This is a genomic window from Cupriavidus basilensis (assembly GCF_008801925.2).
In the GTDB taxonomy this organism is placed as follows: domain Bacteria; phylum Pseudomonadota; class Gammaproteobacteria; order Burkholderiales; family Burkholderiaceae; genus Cupriavidus; species Cupriavidus basilensis.
In genome coordinates, this window is sequence record NZ_CP062803.1 from 4,281,937 (window position 1) to 4,307,460 (window position 25,524).

17 protein-coding genes and 2 pseudogenes are annotated in these 25,524 nt (G+C 56.9%); 8 read left to right on the forward strand and 11 right to left on the reverse strand.

What is annotated here, in order from left to right; genetic code table 11:
* The first annotated feature begins 29 nt into the window (after positions 1 to 29).
* The 3 genes from F7R26_RS19755 to F7R26_RS19765 are packed head-to-tail and all read left to right on the forward strand — an operon-like array spanning position 30 to position 5,336.
* Entirely contained in the window at positions 30 to 1,238 is a 1,209-nt protein-coding gene (locus F7R26_RS19755) for a restriction endonuclease subunit S (RefSeq protein ID WP_241754373.1), read from the forward strand.
* Entirely contained in the window at positions 1,235 to 2,167 is a 933-nt protein-coding gene (locus tag F7R26_RS19760; protein WP_150992843.1) for a DUF5655 domain-containing protein, read from the forward strand. Before F7R26_RS19755 ends, F7R26_RS19760 begins: the two co-directional genes overlap by 4 nt.
* A gap of 55 nt (positions 2,168 to 2,222) precedes the next feature.
* A complete protein-coding gene (locus F7R26_RS19765) occupies positions 2,223 to 5,336 on the forward strand; it encodes a type I restriction endonuclease subunit R (protein WP_150992841.1) in 3,114 nt (1,037 codons plus the stop codon).
* Between the two features lie 83 nt (positions 5,337 to 5,419).
* Here the strand turns inward: F7R26_RS19765 and F7R26_RS19770 are convergent, their stop codons facing one another.
* Complete coding sequence (locus tag F7R26_RS19770; protein WP_170302020.1) at positions 5,420 to 6,595, reverse strand: hypothetical protein; 1,176 nt, start codon at positions 6,593 to 6,595, stop codon at positions 5,420 to 5,422.
* A gap of 256 nt (positions 6,596 to 6,851) precedes the next feature.
* Positions 6,852 to 7,448 carry a DUF4365 domain-containing protein gene (locus F7R26_RS19775; protein ID WP_150992837.1) on the reverse strand — a complete coding sequence of 199 codons (597 nt, stop codon included), beginning with the start codon at positions 7,446 to 7,448 and terminating at the stop codon, positions 6,852 to 6,854.
* A 298-nt stretch (positions 7,449 to 7,746) separates the two neighbouring features.
* On the opposite strand from F7R26_RS19775, the pseudogene F7R26_RS19780 reads away from it, so the two are divergent.
* Positions 7,747 to 9,188, forward strand: a pseudogene (locus F7R26_RS19780) (IS5 family transposase).
* A 631-nt stretch (positions 9,189 to 9,819) separates the two neighbouring features.
* Here the strand turns inward: F7R26_RS19780 and F7R26_RS19785 are convergent.
* From F7R26_RS19785 to F7R26_RS19795, 3 genes are all read right to left on the reverse strand, one after another.
* Positions 9,820 to 12,915, reverse strand: coding sequence for a DEAD/DEAH box helicase (locus tag F7R26_RS19785; protein WP_170302042.1), 3,096 nt, complete (start codon positions 12,913 to 12,915; stop codon positions 9,820 to 9,822).
* Positions 12,916 to 12,961: 46 nt separating this feature from the next.
* Positions 12,962 to 13,774 carry a DUF1837 domain-containing protein gene (locus F7R26_RS19790; RefSeq protein WP_150993575.1) on the reverse strand — a complete coding sequence of 271 codons (813 nt, stop codon included), beginning with the start codon at positions 13,772 to 13,774 and terminating at the stop codon, positions 12,962 to 12,964.
* Between the two features lie 232 nt (positions 13,775 to 14,006).
* Complete coding sequence (locus F7R26_RS19795) at positions 14,007 to 15,176, reverse strand: Shedu anti-phage system protein SduA domain-containing protein (RefSeq protein ID WP_150993573.1); 1,170 nt, start codon at positions 15,174 to 15,176, stop codon at positions 14,007 to 14,009.
* Positions 15,177 to 15,381: 205 nt separating this feature from the next.
* Here F7R26_RS19795 and F7R26_RS19800 point away from each other — a divergent pair, with 205 nt between their 5' ends.
* Positions 15,382 to 15,867, forward strand: coding sequence for a hypothetical protein (locus tag F7R26_RS19800; protein WP_193692099.1), 486 nt, complete (start codon positions 15,382 to 15,384; stop codon positions 15,865 to 15,867).
* A gap of 60 nt (positions 15,868 to 15,927) precedes the next feature.
* Here F7R26_RS19800 and F7R26_RS19805 read toward each other — a convergent pair whose 3' ends face one another.
* Positions 15,928 to 17,370 (reverse strand): IS5 family transposase, encoded by a 1,443-nt coding sequence (locus tag F7R26_RS19805; RefSeq protein WP_150993646.1) that lies wholly within the window; start codon positions 17,368 to 17,370, stop codon positions 15,928 to 15,930.
* Between the two features lie 392 nt (positions 17,371 to 17,762).
* Here F7R26_RS19805 and F7R26_RS19810 point away from each other — a divergent pair, with 392 nt between their 5' ends.
* Positions 17,763 to 18,011 carry a hypothetical protein gene (locus F7R26_RS19810; RefSeq protein WP_193692100.1) on the forward strand — a complete coding sequence of 83 codons (249 nt, stop codon included), beginning with the start codon at positions 17,763 to 17,765 and terminating at the stop codon, positions 18,009 to 18,011.
* Between the two features lie 796 nt (positions 18,012 to 18,807).
* Here F7R26_RS19810 and F7R26_RS19815 read toward each other — a convergent pair.
* The 5 genes from F7R26_RS19815 to F7R26_RS19835 all read right to left on the reverse strand — a co-directional run bounded on the left by F7R26_RS19815 (position 18,808) and on the right by F7R26_RS19835 (position 22,133).
* Positions 18,808 to 19,146 (reverse strand): hypothetical protein, encoded by a 339-nt coding sequence (locus F7R26_RS19815; protein WP_150993230.1) that lies wholly within the window; start codon positions 19,144 to 19,146, stop codon positions 18,808 to 18,810.
* Between the two features lie 141 nt (positions 19,147 to 19,287).
* On the reverse strand, positions 19,288 to 19,749 hold the full coding sequence (locus tag F7R26_RS19820) for an HAD domain-containing protein (protein WP_150993232.1): 462 nt from the start codon (positions 19,747 to 19,749) through the stop codon (positions 19,288 to 19,290).
* 273 nt (positions 19,750 to 20,022) lie between these two features.
* Positions 20,023 to 20,502 carry an HAD domain-containing protein gene (locus F7R26_RS19825; RefSeq protein ID WP_150993234.1) on the reverse strand — a complete coding sequence of 160 codons (480 nt, stop codon included), beginning with the start codon at positions 20,500 to 20,502 and terminating at the stop codon, positions 20,023 to 20,025.
* Positions 20,503 to 20,767: 265 nt separating this feature from the next.
* A complete protein-coding gene (locus F7R26_RS19830) occupies positions 20,768 to 21,286 on the reverse strand; it encodes an HAD domain-containing protein (RefSeq protein WP_241754374.1) in 519 nt (172 codons plus the stop codon).
* A 409-nt stretch (positions 21,287 to 21,695) separates the two neighbouring features.
* Complete coding sequence (locus F7R26_RS19835) at positions 21,696 to 22,133, reverse strand: hypothetical protein (protein ID WP_150993238.1); 438 nt, start codon at positions 22,131 to 22,133, stop codon at positions 21,696 to 21,698.
* 383 nt (positions 22,134 to 22,516) lie between these two features.
* On the opposite strand from F7R26_RS19835, the gene F7R26_RS41795 reads away from it, so the two are divergent.
* Together F7R26_RS41795 and F7R26_RS41800 are read left to right on the forward strand one after the other, a co-directional pair.
* The gene (locus F7R26_RS41795) at positions 22,517 to 22,972 is read left to right on the forward strand and encodes a helix-turn-helix domain-containing protein (protein WP_170302030.1); all 456 of its coding nucleotides are present in this window, start codon (positions 22,517 to 22,519) and stop codon (positions 22,970 to 22,972) included.
* A 1,064-nt stretch (positions 22,973 to 24,036) separates the two neighbouring features.
* Positions 24,037 to 25,107, forward strand: a pseudogene (locus tag F7R26_RS41800) (recombinase family protein); the annotation flags it as partial.
* Between the last annotated feature and the right edge of the window lie 417 nt (positions 25,108 to 25,524).

The window sequence follows — 25,524 nt, forward strand, 5'->3', positions numbered from 1 at the left end:
GTGAGGTGAACGAGCCTGGGAATGATGACATGCCTGTCCTGAGCGTTTCTATTCACGATGGAGTCTCTGATAGAGAGCTTGACGAAAATGAGCTGGAAAGGAAGGTTACGAGGAGTGATGACCGCGCAAAATACAAAGCTGTAGCTCCGGGAGACCTCACCTACAACATGATGAGGGCATGGCAGGGCGGATTCGGCACGGTCACCGTATACGGGATGGTGAGTCCGGCCTATGTCGTCGCTCGTCCGATGCGGGACTTCCTGACGTCCCACATCGAAATGCTCCTGCGAACACCGATGGCTATATCGGAAATAAGGAGGTATTCGCGAGGAATTACGGACTTTCGCCTTCGTCTGTACTGGGAGGACTTTAAAGGTCTCCAGATAGCCCTGCCTCCTCTGGCAGAGCAATTAGCTATCGCCTCCTTCCTTGGCCGCGAAACCGACAAGATTGACTCGCTGATTGCCGAGCAGGAAATGCTCCTCGCCCTGCTGGCAGAAAAGCGCCAGGCGACCATCTCCCATGTGGTCACGCGGGGCCTGAATCCCAACGTGACGATGAAGGATTCCGGCGTGGCGTGGCTGGGTGAGGTACCGGCACATTGGGAGGTCACACGGCTCAAGTTTGTCGCGTCAGTTCAAACTGGGATTGCGAAGGGCAAGGACACGACAGGCAAGGCAACCATCACTGTGCCTTATCTCCGCGTGGCCAATGTTCAGGATGGATTCCTGGCATTGGACGACATCGCCATGATAGACATCGAGCCAGAACAATTGGAGAGGTATCGGCTACTACCTGGAGACGTGCTAATGAATGAGGGCGGCGACTTCGACAAATTGGGGCGTGGCGCTATCTGGTATGGTGAAATTCACGACTGCATTCACCAGAATCATGTTTTTGCCGTTCGTCCTCACGGTGTGGACGCGCGCTGGCTCAATCAAATCACAAGCTCACAGTACGCGCAGTTCTATTTCATGGGGCGCTCCAAACAGAGTACCAACTTGGCTTCCATATCGTCGTCAAACATCATGGAACTGCCCGTGCTAATCCCCCCTCCCGAAGAGCAGGGGACCATATTGACGTTCATCGACGCCGAAACCGCCAAACTCGACAATCTTAAAGCCGCAGCCATACACACCATCGAGTTGCTCAAGGAGCGCCGCAGCGCCTTGATTGCAGCCGCCGTCACCGGCAAAATCGATGTGCGCGAGGCAGTGCCGGAGGAGTTGGCCGCATGAGCGACATCCAATTGTTCCGGCTGTCCAATGGCAGCGCGAGCGAGCTGCCCAGCCGCGCCGCCACGTTGGAGCGCCACTTGCAAGGCCTCATCGAAGCGCAAATGCCGACCTTCCTCGGCGTGCGCTTCCTGGCCAGCGAATACGCGACAGGCAAGACCCACAAGGGCCGTATCGATTCGCTGGGTCTGGATGAGAACGGCTGCCCGGTCATCATCGAGTACAAGCGCCACAGCAACGAGAATGTCATCAACCAGGGACTGTTCTATTTGGATTGGCTGCTGGACCATCAGGCGGAGTTCCGCTGGTTGGTGATGGAAAAGCTTGGCAAGGACGTGGCCGAGCAAATCGAGTGGGCGGGCACGCGCCTGCTGTGCATCGCCGCCGACTTCACGCGCTACGACCAGCACGCCGTGCAGCAGATTCCGCGCAATATCGAGCTGATTCGCTACAAGCTGTTCGGCGACGACCTGCTGTTGCTGGAACTGGTGAACGCCCAGAGCGTCCCCGACGCTACGGTGGTCAAGCCGGCGCCAGCCGAAGCATCCACCGAGCCTGAAAAACCAAAACCGGCAAGCAAAGACAAGTCTCTGGAAGAGCAGCTTGCGCTGGCCACACCGGAGATTCGCGAGTTGTACTCGCAAACGACCAGCTTCCTGACTGCGCTGGGTGACGACGTGCAGGAAAAGCGCCTGAAACTCTATACCGCCTTCCGGCGCCTGAAGAACTTCGCCTGCGTGATTGCCTACCCGAATCGCCTACTCATCACGCTCAAGCTCGACCCGGCCTCGGTTGCGCTTGAGGAAGGCTTCAGTCGCGATGTCAGCCAGGTCGGCCACTGGGGCACCGGCGACCTCGAGTTGACCCTCCATAGACTGGCGGACCTCGAACGAGCCAAACCGCTGATAGAGCGCAGTTACGCAGAAGGCTAAGAGGCGCCCCTCGCCTGCCCATCCAAAAATAATATCGAATGCATACGGGTCAAGCATGAGCAACCTGCACCAGGAACACCACTTCGAAGCAGAAATCTGCCAGTCCCTGGCAGCTAGCGGTTGGTTCTATGCTGAAGGCGATGCGGCTTACTATGACCGCGCCAACGCACTTTTCCTACCCGACCTGCTAGCTTGGATTGAGGCGACCCAGCCCGACACCTGGCAACGCCTGACTAAGACCCATGGGCCGGCCCTCAAGGAACGCCTGGCTGAGCGGGTACGTAAGAGCCTGAACGAGCGCGGGACGCTGGATGTGCTCCGCCGTGGCGTCGAAATGCTGGGGCTGAAGGCGCCACTATCGCTGGTGCAGTTCAAGCCCGCCCTGGCCATCAACCCGGTCATCCAGCAGCACTACACCGCCAACCGGCTGCGAGTGGTGCGTCAAGTACGGCACTCGCTGAACCATCCGCAAGACGCGCTGGACCTGGTGCTGTTCGTCAACGGCATTCCGGTCGCCACTGCCGAGCTGAAGTCGGACTTCACGCAAAGCGTGCAGGATGCTGTGGACCAATACCGCTTCGACCGGCATCCCCAGCCCAAGGGCGGGCAAGCAGAGCCGGTGCTGAGCTTCCCAGGCGGGGCGCTGGTGCACTTCGCCGTGAGCCAGACTGAGGTCACGATGACCACCCGTCTGGCTGGTCCGGCCACACATTTCCTGCCGTTCAACCGAGGCAACGCAGGCGCGGCGGGCAATGCCCCGAACCCCAATGGCTTCACCACTGCCTACCTGTGGGACGAGGTGTGGGCGCGTGAGAGCTGGCTCGACATCCTGCACCGCTACCTGATTGGCAAGCGCGACGAGAAGAAGCAGCCAAAGACCGTCATCTTCCCGCGTTATCACCAGCTCGATGCGACACGCAAGCTAGTGGCCGATGTACTGGCGCAAGGCCCTGGCCAGCGTTACCTGATTCAGCATTCGGCGGGCTCGGGCAAGACCAATTCAATTGCCTGGACGGCACACTTCCTCGCCGACCTGCACAACGCCGAACACCAGAAGATGTTCGACAGCGTGCTGGTGGTGTCGGACCGCACAGTGCTGGACGCGCAGCTGCAGGAAGCCATCTTCGATTTCGAGCGTACCACCGGCGTGGTGGCCACCATCACCAACGAGCACGGCAGCAAGAGCGCGCAACTGGGCCAAGCGCTCAAGGATGGCAAGAAAATCATCGTCTGCACCATCCAGACCTTTCCGTTCGCCTTGCAGGCGGTGCAGGAGCTGGCGGCGACCGAGGGCAAGCGCTTCGCCGTCATCGCCGATGAAGCCCACAGCTCGCAGACCGGCGAGGCGGCGGCCAAGCTCAAGCAATTGCTGTCGGCCGAAGAATGGGCCGAGCTGCAGGATGGCGGTGAAATCGACACCGAGGTCCTGTTGGCCGCCCAAATGGAGGCGCGCACCGGCGCCAAGGGTCTGACCTACGTGGCTTTCACGGCCACGCCCAAGCTGAAGACGTTGGAGTTGTTCGGCCGGCCCGGCCCCGACGGGCTACCGCAGCCCTTCCATGTGTATTCGATGCGCCAGGCCATCGAGGAAGGCTTCATCCTCGATGTGCTGAAGAACTACACGACCTATAAGCTCGCGTTTAGGCTGGCCCACGACGGCCAAGAATACGACGAAAAGCAGGTCGAGCGCAGTACCGCGATGAAGGGCATCATGCAGTGGGTCCGGCTGCACCCGTACAACATCGCGCAGAAGGTACAAATCGTCGTCGAGCACTACCGCGAGAACGTACAGCCACTCTTGGAGGGCAAAGCGAAAGCCATGGTCGTCGTGGCCAGCCGCAAGGAGGCGGTGCGCTGGCAAAAGGCCATTCGCGCCTATATCGGAAAGCAGAACTATCCGCTGGGCGTGCTGGTGGCGTTCTCTGGCGAAATCGACGACCCTGAGAGCTATCCGGCGCCGGTGACCGAGACCAGCAAGGAACTGAATCCCGGCCTAAAGGGGCGCGACATCCGCGATGCGTTCGCCGAGCCCGAGTATCACCTGCTGCTCGTCGCCAACAAGTTCCAAACTGGCTTTGACCAGCCCTTGCTGTGCGGCATGTACGTGGACAAGATGCTCGGCGGCATCCAAGCCGTACAGACGCTGTCGCGCTTGAATCGCGCCCACCCTGGTAAGGACACCACCTACATCCTCGACTTCGTCAACGACGCCGGCGAAATCCTCAAGGTGTTCAAGACCTACTACGAGACCGCCCAACTGGAGGCCACGACCGACCCGCATCACGTCTACGACCTGCGCGCCAAGCTCGATGCCACCGGCCACTACGACGACTTCGAGGTGGACCGCGTGACAAAGGTCGAACTAGACCCGAAGGGAACGCAGGCGCAGCTAAGTACTGCCATCGCGCCAGTGGCCGACCGCTTGCTCAAGCGCTACAAGGCTGCACAACAGGACAAGGTTACTGCCGAGGCGCAGCGCGATGACAGGGCTGCCCAGGCGGCCAAGGACACGCTCGATGCGCTGGTCCTGTTCAAGAACGACATGGGTGCGTTTGTGCGCCTCTACGCGTTCCTATCGCAGATTTTCGACTACGGCAATACCGATATCGAAAGGCGCTTCCTGTTCTACAAGCGCCTCATTCCGCTGCTGGAGTTCGGCCGCGACCGCGATACCGTCGACCTGTCCAAGGTGGTGCTGACCCACCACAGCCTGAGGAACACCGGGCGCCAGCCGTTGAGACTGAATCATGGCGAAGCCCCCAAGCTGCCGCCGATGGACGCCGTCGGCAGCGGAGCCGTGCAGGACAAGCAGAAGGCCTTCCTTGAGGAAATCATCCAGAAGGTCAATGGCCTCTTCGAGGGCGACCTGACCGATGACGACCAGCTCGTATATGTGAACGGCGTGCTCAAAGGCAAGTTGCTGGAGAACGAGACGCTCATGCAGCAGGCCATGAGCAACAGCAAGGAGCAGTTCGCCAACTCACCCGACCTGAAGGACGCGCTTATGCATGCCATCATGGACGCGCTCGACGCCCACAATACGATGAGCACACAGGCGCTGGGTTCGGAACGAGTGCGCGAAGGGCTCAAAGAGATTCTGCTTGGACCAGCCCAGCTTTACGAAGCCCTAAGGCAGCGCTCGACCGCGAATCGCCCAAGCGCTATGTAAATCTAAGTGGAACTGGTCGCAGAACTGCCTTGTTTCTCGCAACCATCTATTTCGGGCGGCAATTCTGCCTACTGAAGCCTTTCTCAGGAATCCGGCCTTATAGGGGAGCCTACTCTAGCTAGGCTCGCGTCCATCTCTTGGGCAACTTGAAGCGCCCAAGCGCGCCAACGCTCGTATTCGTCTGCGTTTGCCAGTTGCCCTCCCGATTCGACCCGTGCATCAAGCGATGCCACGTATCGCCGCAGCAAGTCAGCTCTCTGCCAGTTCTCAGCTTCTGCAACAAGAGCCACGCGCCGAGCGCGTTCCTCCTCAGCAAGGCGCTCCACCTCCTTCCGCTTTTTCTCTTCCTCTTCACGACACGCCTGCTGTTCGGCATACACTCGTTTCTGTTCTGCCCACCTTGCGATAGCCGCCTGTGAACACTCGTAACGGCGCGCCATGGCTCGAGCAATCTCTTCCATTCGGTCTTGCAGCGGCTGGCCAGGCCGGTCAACAACTTCTGTATGTCCGAGACCTTGTTGCTCGACAAAAACGGCGAGGCGACCGGTGGGCAGTAGCCGCCTAATCTGCCTAGTCGATTTGTCCCAACTGTTCACCTCCGAACGGGAGCCAACCTCGAACTTCTCGCTGACCCGAACTGCTATATGTGCCTGCGCTTTAGCGAACTGAATTCGGGAACCGTCATCGCTTGTCCGCACTTCGTAGCCTTCCTTTTCCGCGCGCTCACAGAGCATGTTCAGGATGGCGAGTCCACGCCGGTAGTGCTTGAGGGAGAGGCGAACGGGAGACTTACGGTGGCGTCCGCCTAGCAGTTGCCCGGCATCGCAAAAATACTCCCAGCCTCCCCAAATCCGCTCGCGCGACGGATATTGCCTGCCAGGATGCGCTTGCTCCCAATCGTGCTTCGTCTTTAGTTGAGCGGCATTCTTTGCTTCGGCCTCTAACTCAGACCGCACCTTGCTCAGTACGGCATGCCAGTGCTTAGGCTCAGGAAGCTCGACGAAGGCCGGCTGCGGCTCGCTCGGCCGCTCCGGCAGTTGTGCCCCATCATCAAGATTCGGCGGGACTTTGCGTGGGCGTCCCACCTTCTTTGCCCGTGTTTCGCGCTCCACCATCTCAAGCAGTGGCGGTTGAGTTACGGAATATCCCGATTCCAGCTGCATCCAATGCCCCCTGGGCGGCACGGGCACCTGCAGCTTGTCGCACAGCTTCCGAATTGCCGCGCCGGGTATCCCATATTTGGGCTCAAGCCGACTCATCGGCGTCGCCCATACATCCTCATATAGTGCAGTTCGGTCTACGGATGTTGGCTGCTGAGGTTTAGCTTTCATAGAAGAGAACTAACTTGATTGCCCCGCAGTCTGCACGGGGCCTAGCCTCAAGGCTTCCAGTATCGCGTGGCGCTTCTGGGTTTCTCATCCGAACCTGACCGAGCAACTCGCTCTTGACGGCTCGCCGGCGAGCGTCCGGACGCCGCGGCATGGTCCCGCCTGAGCGCTCAACGGTAGGCCTCCTTCATGTTGTGAAACCAGGCTCCGGCACCGCGTCTTCGGTCGCAAGCGCCGGCATGGGTGCTGGCCCATGCGCCTCGCAAACCTCGATGATGCGGTTCGCCAGGTCGTCTGCCGACGCGCAGCGGTACGACGAGTACCGGTCTGCGCTGTTATCCGCCTTGCTTGCTCGGATGACCCACTTCCCGGAGATGTCCCGCGCGAGAACCGGTATCTGAGACATCGGGATGAGCCAGGTCACCTCAAAGCCCGCCAGGGCTTCATCGCATAGTGCGGCAACCAAGTATGCGCGACGAGCCTCGTTGAACGTGGTCTGCCTGAGTTCGAAGTGAACCAGGTTCCCACGCTCCTTGGTACCCGCCTTGTATAGCGTGACGGTCCGACACTTCAGCTGAATGGCGACAGCGTTGCCAGTCTCCTTATCGAAGAACAAGACGTCAATGCCGTCGTCATCTGCGAGCGGTTGAAAAGGTGAAAGCCGGCCATCGCTCGCCTTCATGACTGCATTGACGAGCAGGTTCTCCCCGATGGCACCAATTTGTGTGGAGGACAAGGGCATGAGTCGCAGGTTGTAATGAAACTTCGCCCATTGTCCGGTCATTCTGGTGTGCTTGCCAAGCGGGGCCGCCAAATGTCACTTTAAGCATCGACGGCCGCGCTATCGACGGTCATCTGTTGGGAGTATCTTGCCGACGTCGGCTGTAAGGTTTGCTTCTCGCCTTCGCTCGCTGGTAGAGGAGGTGAATTGCCTGCTAGGGCTGGCGGAATTCAGCACGTAGTCCGTCCTGCAGAATGTTACGAAGCCAAGCGTGGCAAGGCCATGGCGAGAATTGGGGTGATGGAGAACTCCCAGAAGGAATATGAATCTGATCCCCTTTCTGGGAGTTTTCGACTTGCCGATGAGCACGCCCGACTTTTTCCGTAGCCGCCTTGACGCCATGATCGACCTGCGCCATCCGCTGGCGGTTCTGGCCATGCGTATGCCGTGGCCGCAGATCGAGGCGACGTTGGCGCCAGTGTTCGCACGCCAGGCGCGAGACGGACAGTTGGAGGTGGGCGAGGATCTGTTCGGCCCGACCCTGGCGGTGGCGGGTGCCGGTATCAGTGCCGCGGGTCGGCCGCGGTTGCCGATCCGTCTGATGGTCGCACTGCTGTACCTCAAGCATGCATACAACGAGAGTGACGAGTCGGTGTGCGAGCGGTGGGCGCAAGACGTCTACTACCAATATTTCAGCGGCCAGGAATACTTCGAGCCCCGTCTGCCATGTGACCCGACCAATCTGGTGCGCTTCCGGCAGGCATTGGGCGAGGCCGGCGTCGAGGAGTTGCTGGCGACCACGATTGCCGCTGCCGTGCAGATGGGCGCGATCAAGCCGGCTGAGTTCGAGTGTGTGATCGTCGACACCACGGTCAGGAGAAGGCCATCGCCTATCCGACCGACAGTCGATTGCTGGATGTGGCGCGTGCCAAACTGGTCCGCCTGGCCAAGCGTGCAGGCCTGAACCTCAAGCAGACTTTCGAGCGCGAGGGCAAGAAGCTGCGCCGCAGTGCGGGCGGATACGCGCACGCCAAACAGTTCAAGCGACTGCGTCGAGTGCTCAAACGCCAGCGCACCATTCTCGGCCGGATCCTGCGGGATATCGAGCGCAAGTTGTCCGGGACATCGGACGCCATGCAAGCCACGATGCAGCCATGGATCGAGCGGGCGTGGCGAATCTGTCGGCAACGTCCGAAGGACAAGAACAAGCTCTATGCCTTGCACGCCCCGGAAGTCGAGTGCATCTCGAAGGGCAAGGCGCGCCAGCCGTATGAGTTCGGCGTCAAGGTCAGCCTGGCAGTTACTGCGAGCCAAGGCCTGATCGTCGGTGCACGCAGCTTCCCCGGCAATCCCTACGACGGCCACACACTGCATGCCCAGCTCGAGCAGACCACCATCCTGCTGCAGGAGCTGCCCGGCGCCCCGAAACCCAACACGGCTATCGTCGATCTGGGATATCGCGGCGTGGATGCCGAGGTGGCTCCGGTGAAGATCGTGCATCGCGGGCGAATCAAGACGATGAACCAAGTCCAGCGCAGAATGCTCAAGCGGCGCCAGGCTGTCGAACCCGTTATCGGGCACGTCAAGGCGGATCACGGACTACGGCGCAACTGGCTCAAGGGCGAAGCTGGTGACGCACTGCATCCGATCCTTTGTGCTGCTGGCTTCAATCTGCGCTGGCTGCTGCGGGCCATCGTCCGCCTGGGACTGTCGGCGGTATTTTTTGTTTTCCTGCTGCTGCGCTTGCTTGGCCGAACCGTTGTGCCCGTCGGCCAGCTCGCCCTGCCGAAGCTGCGGGACTGAAACTGCCGGTGCCGCCCTTTATCACCTCTTTTGCAGCTCAAGCCAATTTTGCAGGACCGACCACGTAAGGTTCGCCTCGCGACGCCTTGAGCAGTTGCGTCGATTTCCACCTTCCATGCGGCGGTTTGGGTTAGAGAGACCGCGCCGTGCGCAAGCATGCGCGACATCGCCTGCGCCCCCCGCAGGCGCGGCCAAGCTCTTTCCCCGGGTTGCAGCTCTCATCAATACTCAAAGCCGTTGCCAGGTGGCTTGGCGACGCGTCGATGTACCGAAGTGCGCCCGCACCGAATGGACCGTCCGACCTCAGGTAATAAGCAGCAATAGCCGATTCGACATGTTGCCGTTCAGCTGCGGAATATGCTTCGTCCACATCGTCCTTGGCAATCTCACGCCATGCATTTGAACGTTTCGACGACGCCATTGATTGTTCTCTTTCGCACTTGGGCGAACCTGTTGTTCCTCTGGTACTGCCCGGCATCAGCCGTGCCGTGAGTGACAGACTCAACGACGGTTCCCAGATGATGCATGATGTGGCGCGCCGTACTGCACGCACGGCTAATGCCTGGGATGTCCTCGCTTCGTCCGGTGTCGATGCGGACGTGTCAGAGCCCGACTAGTTAGGCCGCCGCCCTCAACGCAGCGACTGTAGTACTGAGGAAAAATAGGAAGGGTACGCTGCCAGCACTGTATCGAACTGCTGTGGGGAATTGCGAGCATGCTCTAAAACGTCGCCCTTCGTCGCAGGTATGCCGGCGCAGATTGGCTTCAAGTCCTGAGCCAACATGCGGTCCGTAAATCCAGCCTCATGTATTGCGATACTTAGCCGGTCTGGGAGGCCATATTTCAGCTCGCTTTGGAGCAGCTTAAGCCGCTCTACGACCAGTTCTTCATTGGCCGTCTCAAAGTAAGTGACAAGCGCTGTGAAATATAGAGAGAATTCATAACCGAAACAGTTGTCACATAGTTCAACCACGTCATCCGTGGTGAACTTTCGCGACTGTTCACCATGCTGTTTAGCGATTTTCTCTTGATGTATGGCTTCCTCGGTGTGACGATATGATGCTCCAGAAATCCATAGCTGTGCAATTAAGAGTAGGCGCTCGCGTCTAATACAACGCGCAAAGATTTCGCTATCGCCGATAGTGTCAAGTAACGGCCAGATGGTGTCCAATAATGCGGATTCGGAATCCCGAGAAGAAATAACTACTTTCTCAAAATTATTTTGACACCAGGTGTAAATCCCTTCGAGGACGCCAATGCTTAAAAGTGTGCGGGAATTTCTATGTTGAGCTTCGGAATCCGGAACACGGTTATCCACTTCCTCAGCAATTATATTGAACAATCCAATGAGGGAAATTCGCTGACCTACATTTCCAAGGGCGTAAGCAAGAGTTGACTGTGCCAGCGTCGTCACAGTTAACATAAAATCGTCGAACGATTTTTCCCCTCTATTGGCTTGCAGGAAGCTCGCGACTGCGGTGACCAGCCGCCACTTCAAATCCACTTGGCGTTTAGCACTTGTCGTCATCCCGAGGCCAGGGGCTCGGGAGATTATTTCTGTTACCAAATCGAACGCTTGAGTTTTCCCTTCGACAAGGGCACCAATTATTACGGACGTATCACAGATTTTCATCGTCCTGTCGTCGTTCACAATCGGCTCTAGCAACTCAAAAAGCGAACTGCCACTCGGCTCCATGTTTTCAGCGTCAAGGAGATGCTGTACTCCCCTCCATTTCCAACCGTCGCTGCCGGCTCGTCCGTCATAAAGTCGAGGGTCAGCGAATATGACGGACCCTTCAATATGCATGCCCGCACGGCCGGTCCGTCCCATGAGATTCTGAAAATCACGAACCTTGATACGCTCCCCAGCTTGGAGCGTCGTCGGCACTACGAGATATCGCAACGGCAGATTTACGCCCTGTGCTAGAGTGGAGGTGCAAATTACGAGCGGAATAAGCTCCTCCCTCATAGCATGCTCGACACAGGTGCGAATACCTTGTGGAATATTCCCGTGGTGCATTAGCATACCGAGACGAGCCGCTCCAGACGCAAAGGAATCGACGCCGAAGTGTTTCGTATGTAGAGTAACGAGCTTACCTAGTTCGGCCGGGTCAGCGAATTGAGCTGGTGAAGCATAAGGCAAATCGCGTCGATAGCAGTCTGCGGCCATTTTCACAAGGGTCGAAACGCTGCCTTTCAGTCCGCAAAATATAGCGACGCTACCTTGAGCAGCAAGTTTCAGCCCAAGATATAAAGCAATGCTTAGTGGGTCATCTTTTTTAGGAAAGTCTCTGTCAAGCCGCTCACGCTTGAACTTTGTGAGTCGTATAGGTTCAATAACCCGAGGCACGAAATACGGGGGGTCATTAGGTCCACCGAGTACATCAAATTCCAATGTACCTAGAGCCCGCCGCCAGCTAGCAAATACGACCGAACGCAACATCGGTACAAGACTGTTGCCGGCGACAACGCGAGCATGCTTGCCAATAAGCCAGTCTGCGACCGCACGTCCGTTTGCAATGACCGCAGATATAAGCACGACCTGTGCATGCTGCGGAATCAGCTGCTTCAGGGTAGTCAACAACAACTCGTAAGTCGCGCCGCGACTACCGGAGTCGAACTGATGGCCCTCATCATAGACGACCAGCCCGATTGCATCCGCTAGTTCGGGTTGTTGCCTGAGGACGTACAGCAATTTCTCTGGGGTGACAACCAGGACCGATGAAGAATATCCGAACGGGTTGCCGAACAGTCCACCCAGCACGTCGCGGAAGTCCTGTTGCAGAACGTCAGTGAGTTCGCTGACCGAGACCATTTCGCCGGTGAACGCAGCACGAAGCGAGTTGGAAATCTCCTGGCACAACGCTCTGAACGGTGCTACCACGACCGCGGCCTTTGCGCGACGAGAAATGAAAGCACTACGGATAATCAACTCAATCGCGCGACTCTTGCCGGCACTGGTTGGCATTTGAATGACGGCCGAGGCTCCCGCATATAGGCCTTCCTGGCCTAACAAGTGCTGAGCAGGCCATAATTCGCCTACGAAGTTCTTCTTCCGGAGTACATGTGCCCACTGTTCCTCGTCCAGCCTTGAGTACGCTGGCAACGTGCGTCTGCTGGAGTTGGCGAGCTTCCGAAGTACTATGGCAACCAATAGGTCTGCGTATGCAAGTTCATGAGCAGAACCACGAGCGTAGACTTCCTTGCGCAAGGCCGCACAATGCCGAAGGACGAGACGTTCATCAACACCCTCTGTCGATAAGAAGATGCCGGCTGAGCGAAGAACAAAGCCAATAGCAGTAGCAAAACGGTCACCGGCCTCCGGCATCCAATCTCGCCATCTTTCTGATAGCACGCGGCGAACGACCGCAGCAAGCGAACCAGAGTTGTCTAGCTGTCGGCTATCAAGCATCCTGCTAATGACCAAGGTGCTTCCGGGTGTCTCTCCTAGATAGAACGACGCGGCAGCCAGGGTCAGAAGCTCATCATCGATTTCGGAGTCAAACTTAGACTCCACGTATGCATAGAAGAACGAAGCGGCAAACTGCAGACCCTGACGGTCTGCCACCGAAATCCGCGTGTACAGCGTTCCTCTCTCAAGGTACTGGTTACAGAGGTTCGCCGCCTCGTCGCCAAGAATTCCTACCGTTAGCAGAAGCAGGTCGGAGGGCTTTGTCCCTGGAGGAATTCTAATGTGCTCAGCCTCCGGGACCGAGTACTCATACATTCTCGCCTTTGAGCGAGTAATGCTGAATATGCGGCGTGAGTTTGATTCAGGCCTCATTCGCGGCTAGCTCATATAAGTTGTGGGCCAACGTCATTAGGTCCTGGCCTCTAATGACCAATAGAAGAAGCAAGTCGTCGTCGCCATGGACGGCCGTGAGAGTCGCCTTAATCTCGTCAACATCAAAGGCCCCGTCGTGCAGCACTGCCGCCGCGCCGATTTGTTCCCTGAATGGCCTGTCTGGCTTACATTGAAAGCGCTCAACCATCTGCACTCGCTCGCCGTCACCTTTTTCGGCCGCGCGCCTCTTCATCGAGTTCAATGTAAAGGCTTGGCGCAAGCTATCCTTCGCAGCATCATCTACCGCGTGTTGTAGCCGGGGCTTCGTGGCAAAGCCGTCCGTCAACTTCGCCTTTATTTCAAACGTAGTCAGCGTATCGTGAGCTGCAATTCCGTCTTTTGCAATCTGCAGGCCGATGACGTCGGTTCCCTTTACAGAGTCGTTGGGCGTCGCCTTGTCCAGATACCTCCATCTGGGGACCCAATGGTTCAAGACATACTCGAGGAAATCTGCCACGAGAATCTCGGCAAAGTCTCCAGCGCGCACAGAGGGGCCGGGCTTTTGCGTTGCGCTCGGGAAAAGCATGTTTGTGAGGTACTGAGCCCTCGTCAGGCCCGTTCCTGAACGAAGCATGTCCAGCATGCCGTCTTCGCAGTAATGCTGCCGCAGGTGGCGCGCCCACGCAGACAGCACGGCAGCTTCCGGCTGATGCAAGAACTCGTAGACGACCACCTGTTTGCCCTCATCAGTGGTGACCGCCTCACATTCTTGAAGCCAATTGAGATGGTCAGGGGCAGGCATGCCTGCCCCTGTGAAAAGCTTTACTAAAACTCATACTTTGCAGCGATAGAGTCGGGAATGTCCTAGGGAAGGACTTGCTACTAGTCGAACTTCTGCGATTGGCAGAGACGCTCCACATGCTACGCCGACTCAACCTCCGGAGGTAGGGGCGACCGTCGAGAATGGAACTTTCGCAGGTGTTCCGCTCCCGGCGAACTCAGCGTCGTTCGTATCTGGCTTGACCGGCGATAGATTACCTCATGCGATATAACTGGCATCGGGCCAAATCGATGAATTCGTCGTACGTGAAGATAACGGCATTACGACGACGCCTCAGCTTCTGCCGGTCTTCGCTAGAGAAGTCATCGCGATGGCCAACAATCAAATATGTCTGCGGAGTATGAACCTTTATATCGTGGGTCTTCTCTAGCCAGCTTCGGTTAACTTCTTGATTACACCACTCATCATATTCATCTACTTGAGCCAAGGCAGATTCGATTACCGCACTTGGCTTGTGCCGGGTATCTGTGCCGACCATTGGAGCACCCGAAATACGGGGCAGCTTAAATTCCACAATATCCGCGTAGCCGTCCATTTTAACGATAAGGAAATCCGGCCTCAAATTGGCCTTTCCTGCTTCATACTGCCACACCAACTCTTTCTCGGGATTGATATCGTTAGCCCCGAACGCGAGCTGAAGAATTTGTGGGTGCTTGGCCAGATATCGGGTAATTTCTGTTTCCGAAGACGCCCCCGAGCCCACCAGAGAGATGAATTCATTCAAAACCTCGTGGAGCTTGAGCTTGTATCTCGGAACTTGATAATTTGCGAGGAAATTTCCGAAGTGTTTAAGACTGTCGTCCGTATGATAAGCATATCCATCTTCGTGAATCGGCATTATCTCCGCGAAATCTATTCGTCGGGTTCTAATCGCCCCTTCAGAGTCCGACCAGAAGATTGTAACATTCGACATGAAAGTTGGCTCAGTGGCTGTACTGACATCGAACAGCGTATTGAGCGCGATATCGTTAGGATTCGCAACAACATCATACAAATAGTCGCCCAAAATGGTCATTGCGTCTCCAACGAAGAACTGCATGTTCTCGATATTACTCGGAACCTGGAGCATAGGCGTGGAAGGGGTTACTTCAATCCCAAGAAAATCGAATATAGTCTTGTTCGGAGAAAATTCCGCCTGCACCTCATAATTGTCCTTATCGCTCTCTTGCGGGCCGACATACTCAACCACAAGATGCGTCTTCAATGCGCCAATACGCAATATCTTCGGGTACGGGAATGCCGGGTTCAAGGTCTCACGTCTACCCGGGAATTTCTGGAGTACGTCGTAAATCTCCCCGAATACATGCTCATCCAAGTTACCAGCCATCTCTTGTACGAATGTCTTAAAATCGCCTTCTGTCACAATATTCTTCCAATTAATGATTAGAATTCCATGAGGATGAGTGTATTGTAACGGCGACCCTTGAGAGCCTGTCACAGTTCATAAAATTATGCCATGCTTAGTAGCCGCCAAACAGTTGCAGAAGGAGTGCTCCGATGAAGACTCGGCCAAAGCTAGTCTGCGTTAGCGAAAGCCGGCGCCAAACAAATTCTATTCGCATTCCTAGATGTTCAATACGATGATTGTTAGATTTCCTGTAACGCTTGACCGGGACCGATTGCCAAGGCTTTTTGCCGAGCTTGACGCAGCGCGGGACCAGGACGAAGTCTCAGTGGACTTCGCACCTCTACGGTTCTCCATGCCGACCGGCATGCTCGCTCTGGGTTCCAAGTTGCGGCAGTGGGTTGATTACCGGAGGGAGAAGGGCTTCACTTCGTATGCGAACGGAATCGACGAAGGGAAGCAAGCGCATTCGTACCTGATGCATATGGGATTTTTCCATTTCATCGGCATGGATGCCGGCAAGGACGTTGGCGAGGCTCGAGGGTCCCGGAGCTATGTACCTATTACGCGCATAGGTCGTCCAGACGTCGATGTTGGTCGCCAAGGCGTGGAGGACTGGTACACGGCAATCGAAGCTGAAGCGAGGCGGATTGCCGGCGTGCTTGCAGGTTCCTTCGACGATTCGCAGCCGCTCAGGACGTATACGTAGTCGGTCCTGCAAAATTGGCTTGAGCTGCAAAAGAGGTGATAAAGGGCGGCACCGGCAGTTTCAGTCCCGCAGCTTCGGCAGGGCGAGCTGGCCGACGGGCACAACGGTTCGGCCAAGCAAGCGCAGCAGCAGGAAAACAAAAAATACCGCCGACAGTCCCAGGCGGACGATGGCCCGCAGCAGCCAGCGCAGATTGAAGCCAGCAGCACAAAGGATCGGATGCAGTGCGTCACCAGCTTCGCCCTTGAGCCAGTTGCGCCGTAGTCCGTGATCCGCCTTGACGTGCCCGATAACGGGTTCGACAGCCTGGCGCCGCTTGAGCATTCTGCGCTGGACTTGGTTCATCGTCTTGATTCGCCCGCGATGCACGATCTTCACCGGAGCCACCTCGGCATCCACGCCGCGATATCCCAGATCGACGATAGCCGTGTTGGGTTTCGGGGCGCCGGGCAGCTCCTGCAGCAGGATGGTGGTCTGCTCGAGCTGGGCATGCAGTGTGTGGCCGTCGTAGGGATTGCCGGGGAAGCTGCGTGCACCGACGATCAGGCCTTGGCTCGCAGTAACTGCCAGGCTGACCTTGACGCCGAACTCATACGGCTGGCGCGCCTTGCCCTTCGAGATGCACTCGACTTCCGGGGCGTGCAAGGCATAGAGCTTGTTCTTGTCCTTCGGACGTTGCCGACAGATTCGCCACGCCCGCTCGATCCATGGCTGCATCGTGGCTTGCATGGCGTCCGATGTCCCGGACAACTTGCGCTCGATATCCCGCAGGATCCGGCCGAGAATGGTGCGCTGGCGTTTGAGCACTCGACGCAGTCGCTTGAACTGTTTGGCGTGCGCGTATCCGCCCGCACTGCGGCGCAGCTTCTTGCCCTCGCGCTCGAAAGTCTGCTTGAGGTTCAGGCCTGCACGCTTGGCCAGGCGGACCAGTTTGGCACGCGCCACATCCAGCAATCGACTGTCGGTCGGATAGGCGATGGCCTTCTCCTGGACCGTGGTGTCGACGATCACACACTCGAACTCAGCCGGCTTGATCGCGCCCATCTGCACGGCAGCGGCAATCGTGGTCGCCAGCAACTCCTCGACGCCGGCCTCGCCCAATGCCTGCCGGAAGCGCACCAGATTGGTCGGGTCACATGGCAGACGGGGCTCGAAGTATTCCTGGCCGCTGAAATATTGGTAGTAGACGTCTTGCGCCCACCGCTCGCACACCGACTCGTCACTCTCGTTGTATGCATGCTTGAGGTACAGCAGTGCGACCATCAGACGGATCGGCAACCGCGGCCGACCCGCGGCACTGATACCGGCACCCGCCACCGCCAGGGTCGGGCCGAACAGATCCTCGCCCACCTCCAACTGTCCGTCTCGCGCCTGGCGTGCGAACACTGGCGCCAACGTCGCCTCGATCTGCGGCCACGGCATACGCATGGCCAGAACCGCCAGCGGATGGCGCAGGTCGATCATGGCGTCAAGGCGGCTACGGAAAAAGTCGGGCGTGCTCATCGGCAAGTCGAAAACTCCCAGAAAGGGGATCAGATTCATATTCCTTCTGGGAGTTCTCCATCACCCCAATTCTCGCCATGGCCTTGCCACGCTTGGCTTCGTAACATTCTGCAGGACGGACTACGTACTCTATCCGAGAGGTCATTCGAAACGTCTTTGAACACTCTCAGGCCAACGAGTGTTATATCTGTGGGCAGCGCTGGTATGACGGGAAAGTCGAAATCGCGATTCTCGACGAGGGTATCGGTATTGCACGCACTCTCTCTGAATTCCACGGAATTGCATCTGATGCTGACGCATTGCTGCTCGCGGTTCGTCCAGGCATCTCTCGTACAAGTGGCTACAGCGGTTGGCAAAACATCTACGACAACTCGGGATTTGGCTTGTACGTTATGAGTGAGCTTGCTGCAAACTTCGGCTGGTTTGCACTGGGAAGCGGAGATGCGCTGCTGTTCGGATACCAACGGCAGCGCGCAGTGAGCGCTGCCTCATTCCGAGGTACGTTCTTTGGTATGAAGTTTCTCAACACTCCCGCAGATATCAGGTCCGTTCTTGATGACATCATTGCTGCAGGCGAGGAGGATGCTCAACAAACTGGCATCCGCATCCGTGCATCTGGCCGAAGTCGAATCGTGTTGTAATGCGTAACGCCTCGGATTGTCGCTTTCATACCCTTTGGGGAGCTGAAAGACTATGTTGCCTCGGGCAAGAAGCGGGTGACGTGGCCTACCCCCGAGTCATGGGGCGCCTTTCCGATTTGATGAATTCCTTCTCAAAACATAAGGACAGACAGCTCAAAGAGCTGGCAGATTTTGCCGCCTCGCGGCAAGCCAAATGCAATATATCGCTTGGCAGCAGTGCGCTCAGAGTGGGTCGCCCGCGCTTACCGGCTCGGTTCTGTATACCGCCAGAAATAGTGCGAATGCCGGTGGTGCTTGACCTGCTTCTTCTCAGGGAAGAACCGCACCTTGCCGGCAGGACCGGCGTCGGCCTCTACTTCCACGTGACTGGCTGCTGTTGAGGTACCGGGCGGCAAGAGGTTCACGGCAGCCGAAGCGTATTGGAACCTGGATGCGCTCGAGAATCCCGTTGGCTCCCGGGGGCTGGCGGAACGTTCGAGGTGTCCAAGTAAGATGGCACCTTGATGCCAGACGCCTGTTTCCCATGATGCTAATTCTTGATTCCGCGCGGCGTGGTGCCCATCACATTGCGCGTCGCCCATCAAGTCGGGAAGGTTCTCAAGTATGTGCCAGAGGGCGGCGTGGTGCAGCCTCGCTATAGCTTCTACAAGTGACCAGTTTTTCCTCACTCCACGCGCCGGTTATAAGGGGGGCTTCGACCTGCCGACCTCACACAAGGACGGAAGCAAGTGCGGCAGAGTTGCTACCGTTTGCGCGTGGGGCATTGGGTTCATTCAGGCTCGAAGCCTCGGGTGAGTCACTTCGAGTCCACAACTGGAAGCTGGTAGTACATGTTCCACGCGGCCCGCGCGCGCCTGGCTGCAATGTGGAACTCAGCTAGCGCAGCAGGGGTTGGGGTGCTAAACGCCTCAAGCCGGTGGAGCGCGGTTTCGGCTGCGGCGTCTAGCCGGGTGGCCGTTGCAAGCAACTTGGCCTGAGCTTCGCGCAGGGTGATGTCGGCGGTTAAGCCTGCTGCTGACAGGGCGAACTGCCGGGCGTCGTGCTCGGCGCGGTGCGGCTTGAAACCGGGAATCGGTTCGTGAAGCAGTTTTGAAGTCAGCGCGGCTAACGCGCGTTCAACGTCCAGGCTCAGCATCTCCTACGTCCTTGGCAAATGTGAAATAGGTGGCATCAAGCGCCTCTGGCTCACCAATCGATTGGATTTGATGCGCTGTCGGGAGCGTGTTGAGCACCCAAGCGAGGCGTCCTTCTGCTAGCCCAATGCTCCATTCGTAAGTCATGAGTCACTGCGGACCAAACGTGTCAACCTGAAGCGCAGTTTCGATTGAGGACCTGCAGCTGCAATACCGGTTTCTGGCTCGCAAGCGATGTATCGTTCGTCTCTTCGGCTCGCGCTGACCACACTAGGATGGTCGTCAATAGCCAACCATTGGGTCAACCTTCGCCTGTGAGCTTCCGCCATGATTTCGTCAGCGCGAGAAGACCTATATGTTTCGACGACACCTTCAAAGCGGCTGCCGAGTGGTCCTAGCAGGCGAATAAGGGCCTTGTCATCAAAAAGTCGCCGCCAGTCAGAACTGACAACAATCCGGACCGCAGGGTACGGAGCGAGCAGTGAGTCGAGTATCGGCAGCCAGACAAACAGATTTGGATTGCCGATGAGACGGAAATTTTCATCTACGGCCTGCTCCCCATAGGGATGGAGAACGCCGTCGAAATCTAAAAAGATTACCTGCATGCTCACCACGTGTCGCTAGAATCCAAGAGCTCGCAATTGATGCCGCGGTGTTAAACGACGGACCTTCCGAGCCCAGCCGGCTACGGAACAGCCAGTTCATGCGGCCCAATATCTCCCCCGGAGACCAGGATATCGAATTCGAGGTCGGATGGAAATGCGTACGGGGTCGAAATCCTAGTGCAGGTCGGACAGTACGTGTATGGACGGTGGTCTCTGGGCCCAGAGTATGCCTCCAGTCTCCAGCGGAGACATTGCTGCTAGAGTTCATTTCTGTCATCCTTGATGTGGCTCGCCAATGGCCCACGCTCGGATGCGGTTTCGAACCGAGGCGTCCCAAATACCGAGTTCGGGGTCACATAAGACGACTTCGGAGGGGAGTGGGTCAGGGAACTGCGAAGCGTGGTCGTCCAGCACGCACCACTCGCCTTCGTTAAGGCTCAATTGCGCTACCGCATGCCTTATTCCATTCCACCGCGTCAGTTCGAAATTTGTAACGCCACAGTAGCGAGCGGCTAGCAGCCCAAGGTATTCGAGTAGCTCTGGCTCGCCGACGAGTCGACGCCATGCGCTGTGCACGATAATGTGGACATCTGAGCCGTGCAGCAGCTCTTCGAGTATCTGGGTCCAACGGAACAGTCTTCCCTGCTGAATCGCGGCGCGTCGAGGCATGCGCATAGCAAAACTCTGCAATGCAGAAACCGGGTGTAGCACGCCATCGAAATCGAGAAACAAGTACTTGCGGCGCGCCATCATTCAGTTTGTGCATCCGAAGATGCGCCGGTGCTGACAGTACGCGATGAGTTGCTCTGCCAAGTCCTGACACATTAGATAGCGTTCATGCACTTCGGCCTCTGTGGAACCAAGGACGTACTTGCCATCAATCAGGCGCGCCAAAAACTTTGATTGTGCACTTGGCACTGCGCTGAGCGTTGTCTCGCTAAGAAAGTCGGGGGGAACTGTTTGCTCTACTGTATTCATCTATTTCGCCTTGGTTTTCTGCTCGCGGACTCAAGCAGCCTCAATCGTTTGCTTTGTTTGCTGCAGGCATATGGCAGTGCATCACCTTGAGCTTGAGCTGAAGTTCAAGCAGAACGCCAGGCTCCGCGATGCCAAAAACCGGATGCGTGCGCACAAGCCTATCCCTGCACCAGGCTGGCCAATGCTCATAGTCGTCATCGAGTGCGAGCCAGCCGTGCGGACAGCGACGCTGAACATCGGTCCAGATTTGCAGACCTCGTGGCGTCTCGACATACTCGTCGCGCCTCGTGTAGCGTTTGTGGTAAGTCGCACCGATGACTCGCTGCTGCAATGCGGGTGAAAGCTGTCGCTTTGCGTAACTATATCCGCCGCGCCACAGCAACCAGGCCGTGGAGAGAATTATGCGGACAGCTGGATAAGGCGCCAGAACTTCCTCGAGAATTCCCTCATTCTCGAACAATTTGTGGTCGGGTGTTTGCAGCCACGGACCCTTGCTTGTGCGATATACGCACTCGGGATGGAGAACCCCATCGAAGTCCAAGTAAAGCACGAACGACATGTTTTTCACCCTGCCAAAGCGTGCAAATCCCATACTTCCTGGGTGACGCTTCGCCACCGCGAGACTCGGTAACGCTTACACCACTCTCGCCACAACCATGCCCCTTCCTCACACACGCCGGGCTCTTCTACCAGTTGGTATAGACGTCCACTGGCCGTGCAACCAGACATTGACGCAAGGTCGAACCAGGAAATGGCGCTACTAATTCGCGCACGAGAGTAGACAGTGCTGCCTACAACGTGCCATTGACCCGCTGGGCGCTCATAGATGCCCCATGCGCTTAGCTTCGAGATGGGTTCGCGCTCTGGAGTGGGCGGCTTGCGGATAACTATGACTAGCCCGTTCGCTATGTCAACGCACGTAGCTATCTTAAGAGCATCGATAGAGTCTTGCCCGTCTCTGCAGCGTGTCATCTTTGGGGGGAGGATGAAACGATATTCACATATCGTTCTTGCAACGCGTCCCACGTTGAATGCACATGGTCAACGAGCCGTGCCCTGGCTTCCGGGGCGCCGGTAGGGGACCAATCCAGGCGTTGAAGCGTGGAACTCGCTGCGTCCACGACCAAATCCGCCTCTAACTGATGTAGGTTGGATTCGGCTACCAATGCCTGTTTTGTGCGCTCCAAGTACGCCATGAGTTCCTCTCTCGGGAGCCACATTAGGTCGAGCACAACCTTAGTGATGTACCAGTGCAGCATGTCAACACGCCACTCGACTTCACCGGGTAGCTCGTATGGCGACACGCTAATTTTCGTGCCGTCGACGCTGGCCACCACCGAAACGCCGAATCTTGCAAGGGCGGCCCGCGTGGTTGCAGGAACATAGCTGGCGCGTGCTGTTCTCACCTTGTCTCCTGAAAAGATTTGAGCGCAGCCATACGCCACCGCAGGAGGTCGGTGCGCCAATCTACTTCGCCTGGCAACTCGATTGCCGACAATTCGTGAGCGTCTTCACCGAAGTGGCAGAGCTCCCATCGCCTAAATTTAGAAAGCACAAGCCGGAGCGTTGGTGGGATATAGCTAGTCAAGGATGGACCTCTGCGGAGCACAGCACCTCCGGCCATTCCGGGGGGAGGTAGCACCTGCATCGCATCAGTACGGCGGCAATTGTAGGCATATACGTTGTATATGTAAACGTCAACAACGTATATGGCTACAACTCCCATGCTATAGACGTCAGCGTTGTAATCATGGATATATCGTCACTTTAGAACTGACGGTTCCATGGCATGGTGTCGCTCCGGCAGACCTTCGCTCACAACCTAAGGAGACTCCGCGAGGAGCGAGGTTGGTCACAGGATGACCTGGCTGCGCTCATCCAGTCGGACCGGACCTCTATAAGCCGCATCGAGCGGCTAGCGCCAAACGTTGCGCTTGATAAAGTTGCGCTGTTGGCGACGGCCCTGGGGGTTGATGCTCGCCGCTTGCTGTCCGCGGGAAGCCGTGATGCGAGGACTACCGCAACCCGGGGGGTATCGCCAACGCCGCAACTCGTTGGCGCGGCCGTTCGCCGCCACAGAGAGTCGGCGGGAATCTCGCAACGAGAGCTAGGCGATAGGGTCGGTCTTGACCGCAATCACATATCGAGAATCGAGGTGGGTTCGACAAATATTGCCTTGGACACCTTTGAGAAAGTGGCAACCGCTTTAGGAGTATCGGCCGCAGACTTGCTCGGGCTGAAATAGCTTGAAAGCGTGAGAACTTCTAGAAAGTTGCTACTGTGCTCACTCGGAAACCCCATGGCTTCCGCCGTTCGCGAGCAACTGCGTCGCGCGATACCTGATGGCGTCTTGGGGTGCCGAAACTAGCACCGCCGCTTTCGCATCTCGCGTTTAACGGGTGTGACCGCTTACGACGAAGTGACCCCAGAAGGGGACGCGCTGGGCTCTATCGACCTGCCCGCCCAGTGATTCGGCACCAATTGAAAGGTTGGGTGGATTACCTATACTCATCCGCGAGAGTCGAAGTTTTTTCTGGGTCCCGGCACCCGTCGTCTCGCGCGCCATGTGGCGTATGGTGAACCACCGGTTTTTGGTCGATTCTCACTTCGTTTATTGGATGCATCCGCCGGCAATGCGAGCACCCTGCGGCATGATGAGCTCTTGGAGGCTTGTTATGCCCGGCATTTGCCTTGCGCCAGCGGACCGCTTGTCCGCCCTTTATTCCTTCCCTGTAAGTAGTCGTTATTTCGAGCATAGACGACGCGTGCGCGTGCCCGCTTGCTGCAAACGCGCGCCGTAGGCGGCTGCAAAGTAGTACCGAAGCAACATGTCCCGGCGGCAAACAATCACTTTGTCGTTCCGAGGGGCACGAATTCGCGTGCGGCTTGTAAGTGCCTATAGCGACACTCACCTCCTTCCCGGCGAACGTGAGGTGCTCATCGCTCTATTAACCTGCTACGCAGTCTCACTGGCTACTGTGCAAGATGATGACGAGCAAAAAGGGGAAACGTCCAATATTCGACCGAAAAACCATCGTTGCCGCGCAGAGAAAGGCCACATTTGGAGTCAGGTATGAAAATCGCCCTATATGTCCGCTTCGGCACACGCGGTCAAATGGAAGAAGTGTCGATGAAGCCCAGATTGCGGCCTGTAGGAGGTGGGCTAAGAAAAAAGGACATACCTCGCTCGCGAAGGCGCAATGTGATGCCGCACAAAATGACGACGGATAAATATCGGCGACGGCCAATAAACGACCCCAAAAGAATCCCGCACCGCAGTGTGGCGAAGACTGGCCATTGGAGAAAGATATGAGAATCGTTCTATATGTCCGCGTCTCCACCGACCGTCAAGCGGAACAAGGAATGTCGATGGAGGACCAGATTGCAGCCTGCAAGACGTGGGCCAAGGAAAAAGGACACGTAATCGTGGAGATTTTCCAGGAGCGGGGGGCATCAGCATTTGCGCTCGAAAAAAGGCGTCCCGAATTTGACCGCATGATTGCCGCCGCACTATCCGACGCGAAGCCGTTTGACCTCATTGTTGTCCACATGCAAAGTAGGTTTTACCGGCGAAATGCGGACAGAGAATTACTAGAGAGGCAACTGGAAAGCAAGGGCGTCCATGTGGTAACACTTGGCCAGCCTCGTCCGGAAGACGAAACGTCTTCTTTCATTGTACGAAATGTCACTGGAATCGTCGATGAAGCTCAGAGCATAGCAAGCGGGAAGCGCGTGGCCCAATGCATGGCAGCAAATGCCAAAGCCGGCTACTTCAACGGGTCAAGGGCTCCATATGGGTACAAAACAAAAGCGACAGACATTCCCGCTCGTAGCGGGGTAAAGAAGATTCTCGTAGTCAACGAAGATGAAGCGGATACTGTCCGCAGAATCTTCGCACTAGCCCGATTTGGGAAGAACGCCATGGTGATGGGGATGAAGCGAATTGCAGAGGAACTGAATGCAAACGGAACTCTCCATCGAGGCACACAGTGGACAATCAGACATGTGGAAGGTGTACTCAAAAATTCCGTTTATTACGGAAAGCTAGTCACGTTTCGAAGAAACTCGAGAACTGGAGCGAATAATCCGCCTTCGAAATGGGTTACCACGAACGTTCCGCCGATACTGGACAAAGCCATTTTCGACGACGTCCAACACAATCTAGCAGAACGAAAACCACCTAACACTGAAAATCGAGCATCCCAGGTACCGACATTGCTAACGGGTCTGCTTATCTGCAATCACTGCAAAAAAGGGCTGATGCTAGTGACAGGAAAATCGGGCAAGTACAAGTACTACCGCTGCCTCTCCAAGCAAAAGGTCAGCCCTGACGCGTGTACCTGCCCAAATTTTCCAAAAACTGATTTGGAGAAGGTTGTACTCACGGCCGTGGTCGAGCGGGTTTTAGACCCGCAACGCGTGAGTCGCCTCGTGGGTGAACTGGGAGAGATATGGAAAGATGCGAGGAAGCCTGATGCCGGGCATCTGCGCACACTGCGGACCCGTGCATCTGCCCTAGAGGCCTCCTTGGCTCGCATCTATGAGGAACTCGATAAGCAGCGCCTAGACCTTGATTCAACGTTGCAAGACTTCATCCGAGCGAAGCAACAGGCGCGGGCGACGGTCATCGAAGAGTTGCGAGTGCTCGACGCACGCCAGCATCTTCCATTTCGAAAATTCGGACGAGACCAGATTAAGAGCTTCGTTGCAGCAGCAAAAGCAGCGCTTAGTGACCCGGCAAACCCTCTTGCAAGACAATTCCTGCATGCGGTGGTCACGGAGATTTGTGTGGACGCG

Excerpts from the sequence above, each read along its gene's own strand:
- F7R26_RS19755 (WP_241754373.1), top strand. The coding sequence starts at position 30 with ATGCCTGTCCTGAGCGTTTCTATTCACGATGGAGTCTCTGATAGAGAG.
- F7R26_RS19760 (WP_150992843.1), top strand. The coding sequence starts at position 1,235 with ATGAGCGACATCCAATTGTTCCGGCTGTCCAATGGCAGCGCGAGCGAG.
- F7R26_RS19765 (WP_150992841.1), top strand. The coding sequence starts at position 2,223 with ATGAGCAACCTGCACCAGGAACACCACTTCGAAGCAGAAATCTGCCAG.
- F7R26_RS19770 (WP_170302020.1), bottom strand. The coding sequence starts at position 6,595 with ATGAGTCGGCTTGAGCCCAAATATGGGATACCCGGCGCGGCAATTCGG.
- F7R26_RS19775 (WP_150992837.1), bottom strand. The coding sequence starts at position 7,448 with ATGACCGGACAATGGGCGAAGTTTCATTACAACCTGCGACTCATGCCC.
- F7R26_RS19785 (WP_170302042.1), bottom strand. The coding sequence starts at position 12,915 with ATGTATGAGTACTCGGTCCCGGAGGCTGAGCACATTAGAATTCCTCCA.
- F7R26_RS19790 (WP_150993575.1), bottom strand. The coding sequence starts at position 13,774 with ATGCCTGCCCCTGACCATCTCAATTGGCTTCAAGAATGTGAGGCGGTC.
- F7R26_RS19800 (WP_193692099.1), top strand. The coding sequence starts at position 15,382 with ATGTTCAATACGATGATTGTTAGATTTCCTGTAACGCTTGACCGGGAC.
- F7R26_RS19805 (WP_150993646.1), bottom strand. The coding sequence starts at position 17,370 with ATGAGCACGCCCGACTTTTTCCGTAGCCGCCTTGACGCCATGATCGAC.
- F7R26_RS19810 (WP_193692100.1), top strand. The coding sequence starts at position 17,763 with ATGAGTGAGCTTGCTGCAAACTTCGGCTGGTTTGCACTGGGAAGCGGA.
- F7R26_RS19815 (WP_150993230.1), bottom strand. The coding sequence starts at position 19,146 with ATGCTGAGCCTGGACGTTGAACGCGCGTTAGCCGCGCTGACTTCAAAA.
- F7R26_RS19820 (WP_150993232.1), bottom strand. The coding sequence starts at position 19,749 with ATGCAGGTAATCTTTTTAGATTTCGACGGCGTTCTCCATCCCTATGGG.
- F7R26_RS19825 (WP_150993234.1), bottom strand. The coding sequence starts at position 20,502 with ATGATGGCGCGCCGCAAGTACTTGTTTCTCGATTTCGATGGCGTGCTA.
- F7R26_RS19830 (WP_241754374.1), bottom strand. The coding sequence starts at position 21,286 with ATGTCGTTCGTGCTTTACTTGGACTTCGATGGGGTTCTCCATCCCGAG.
- F7R26_RS41795 (WP_170302030.1), top strand. The coding sequence starts at position 22,517 with ATGGTGTCGCTCCGGCAGACCTTCGCTCACAACCTAAGGAGACTCCGC.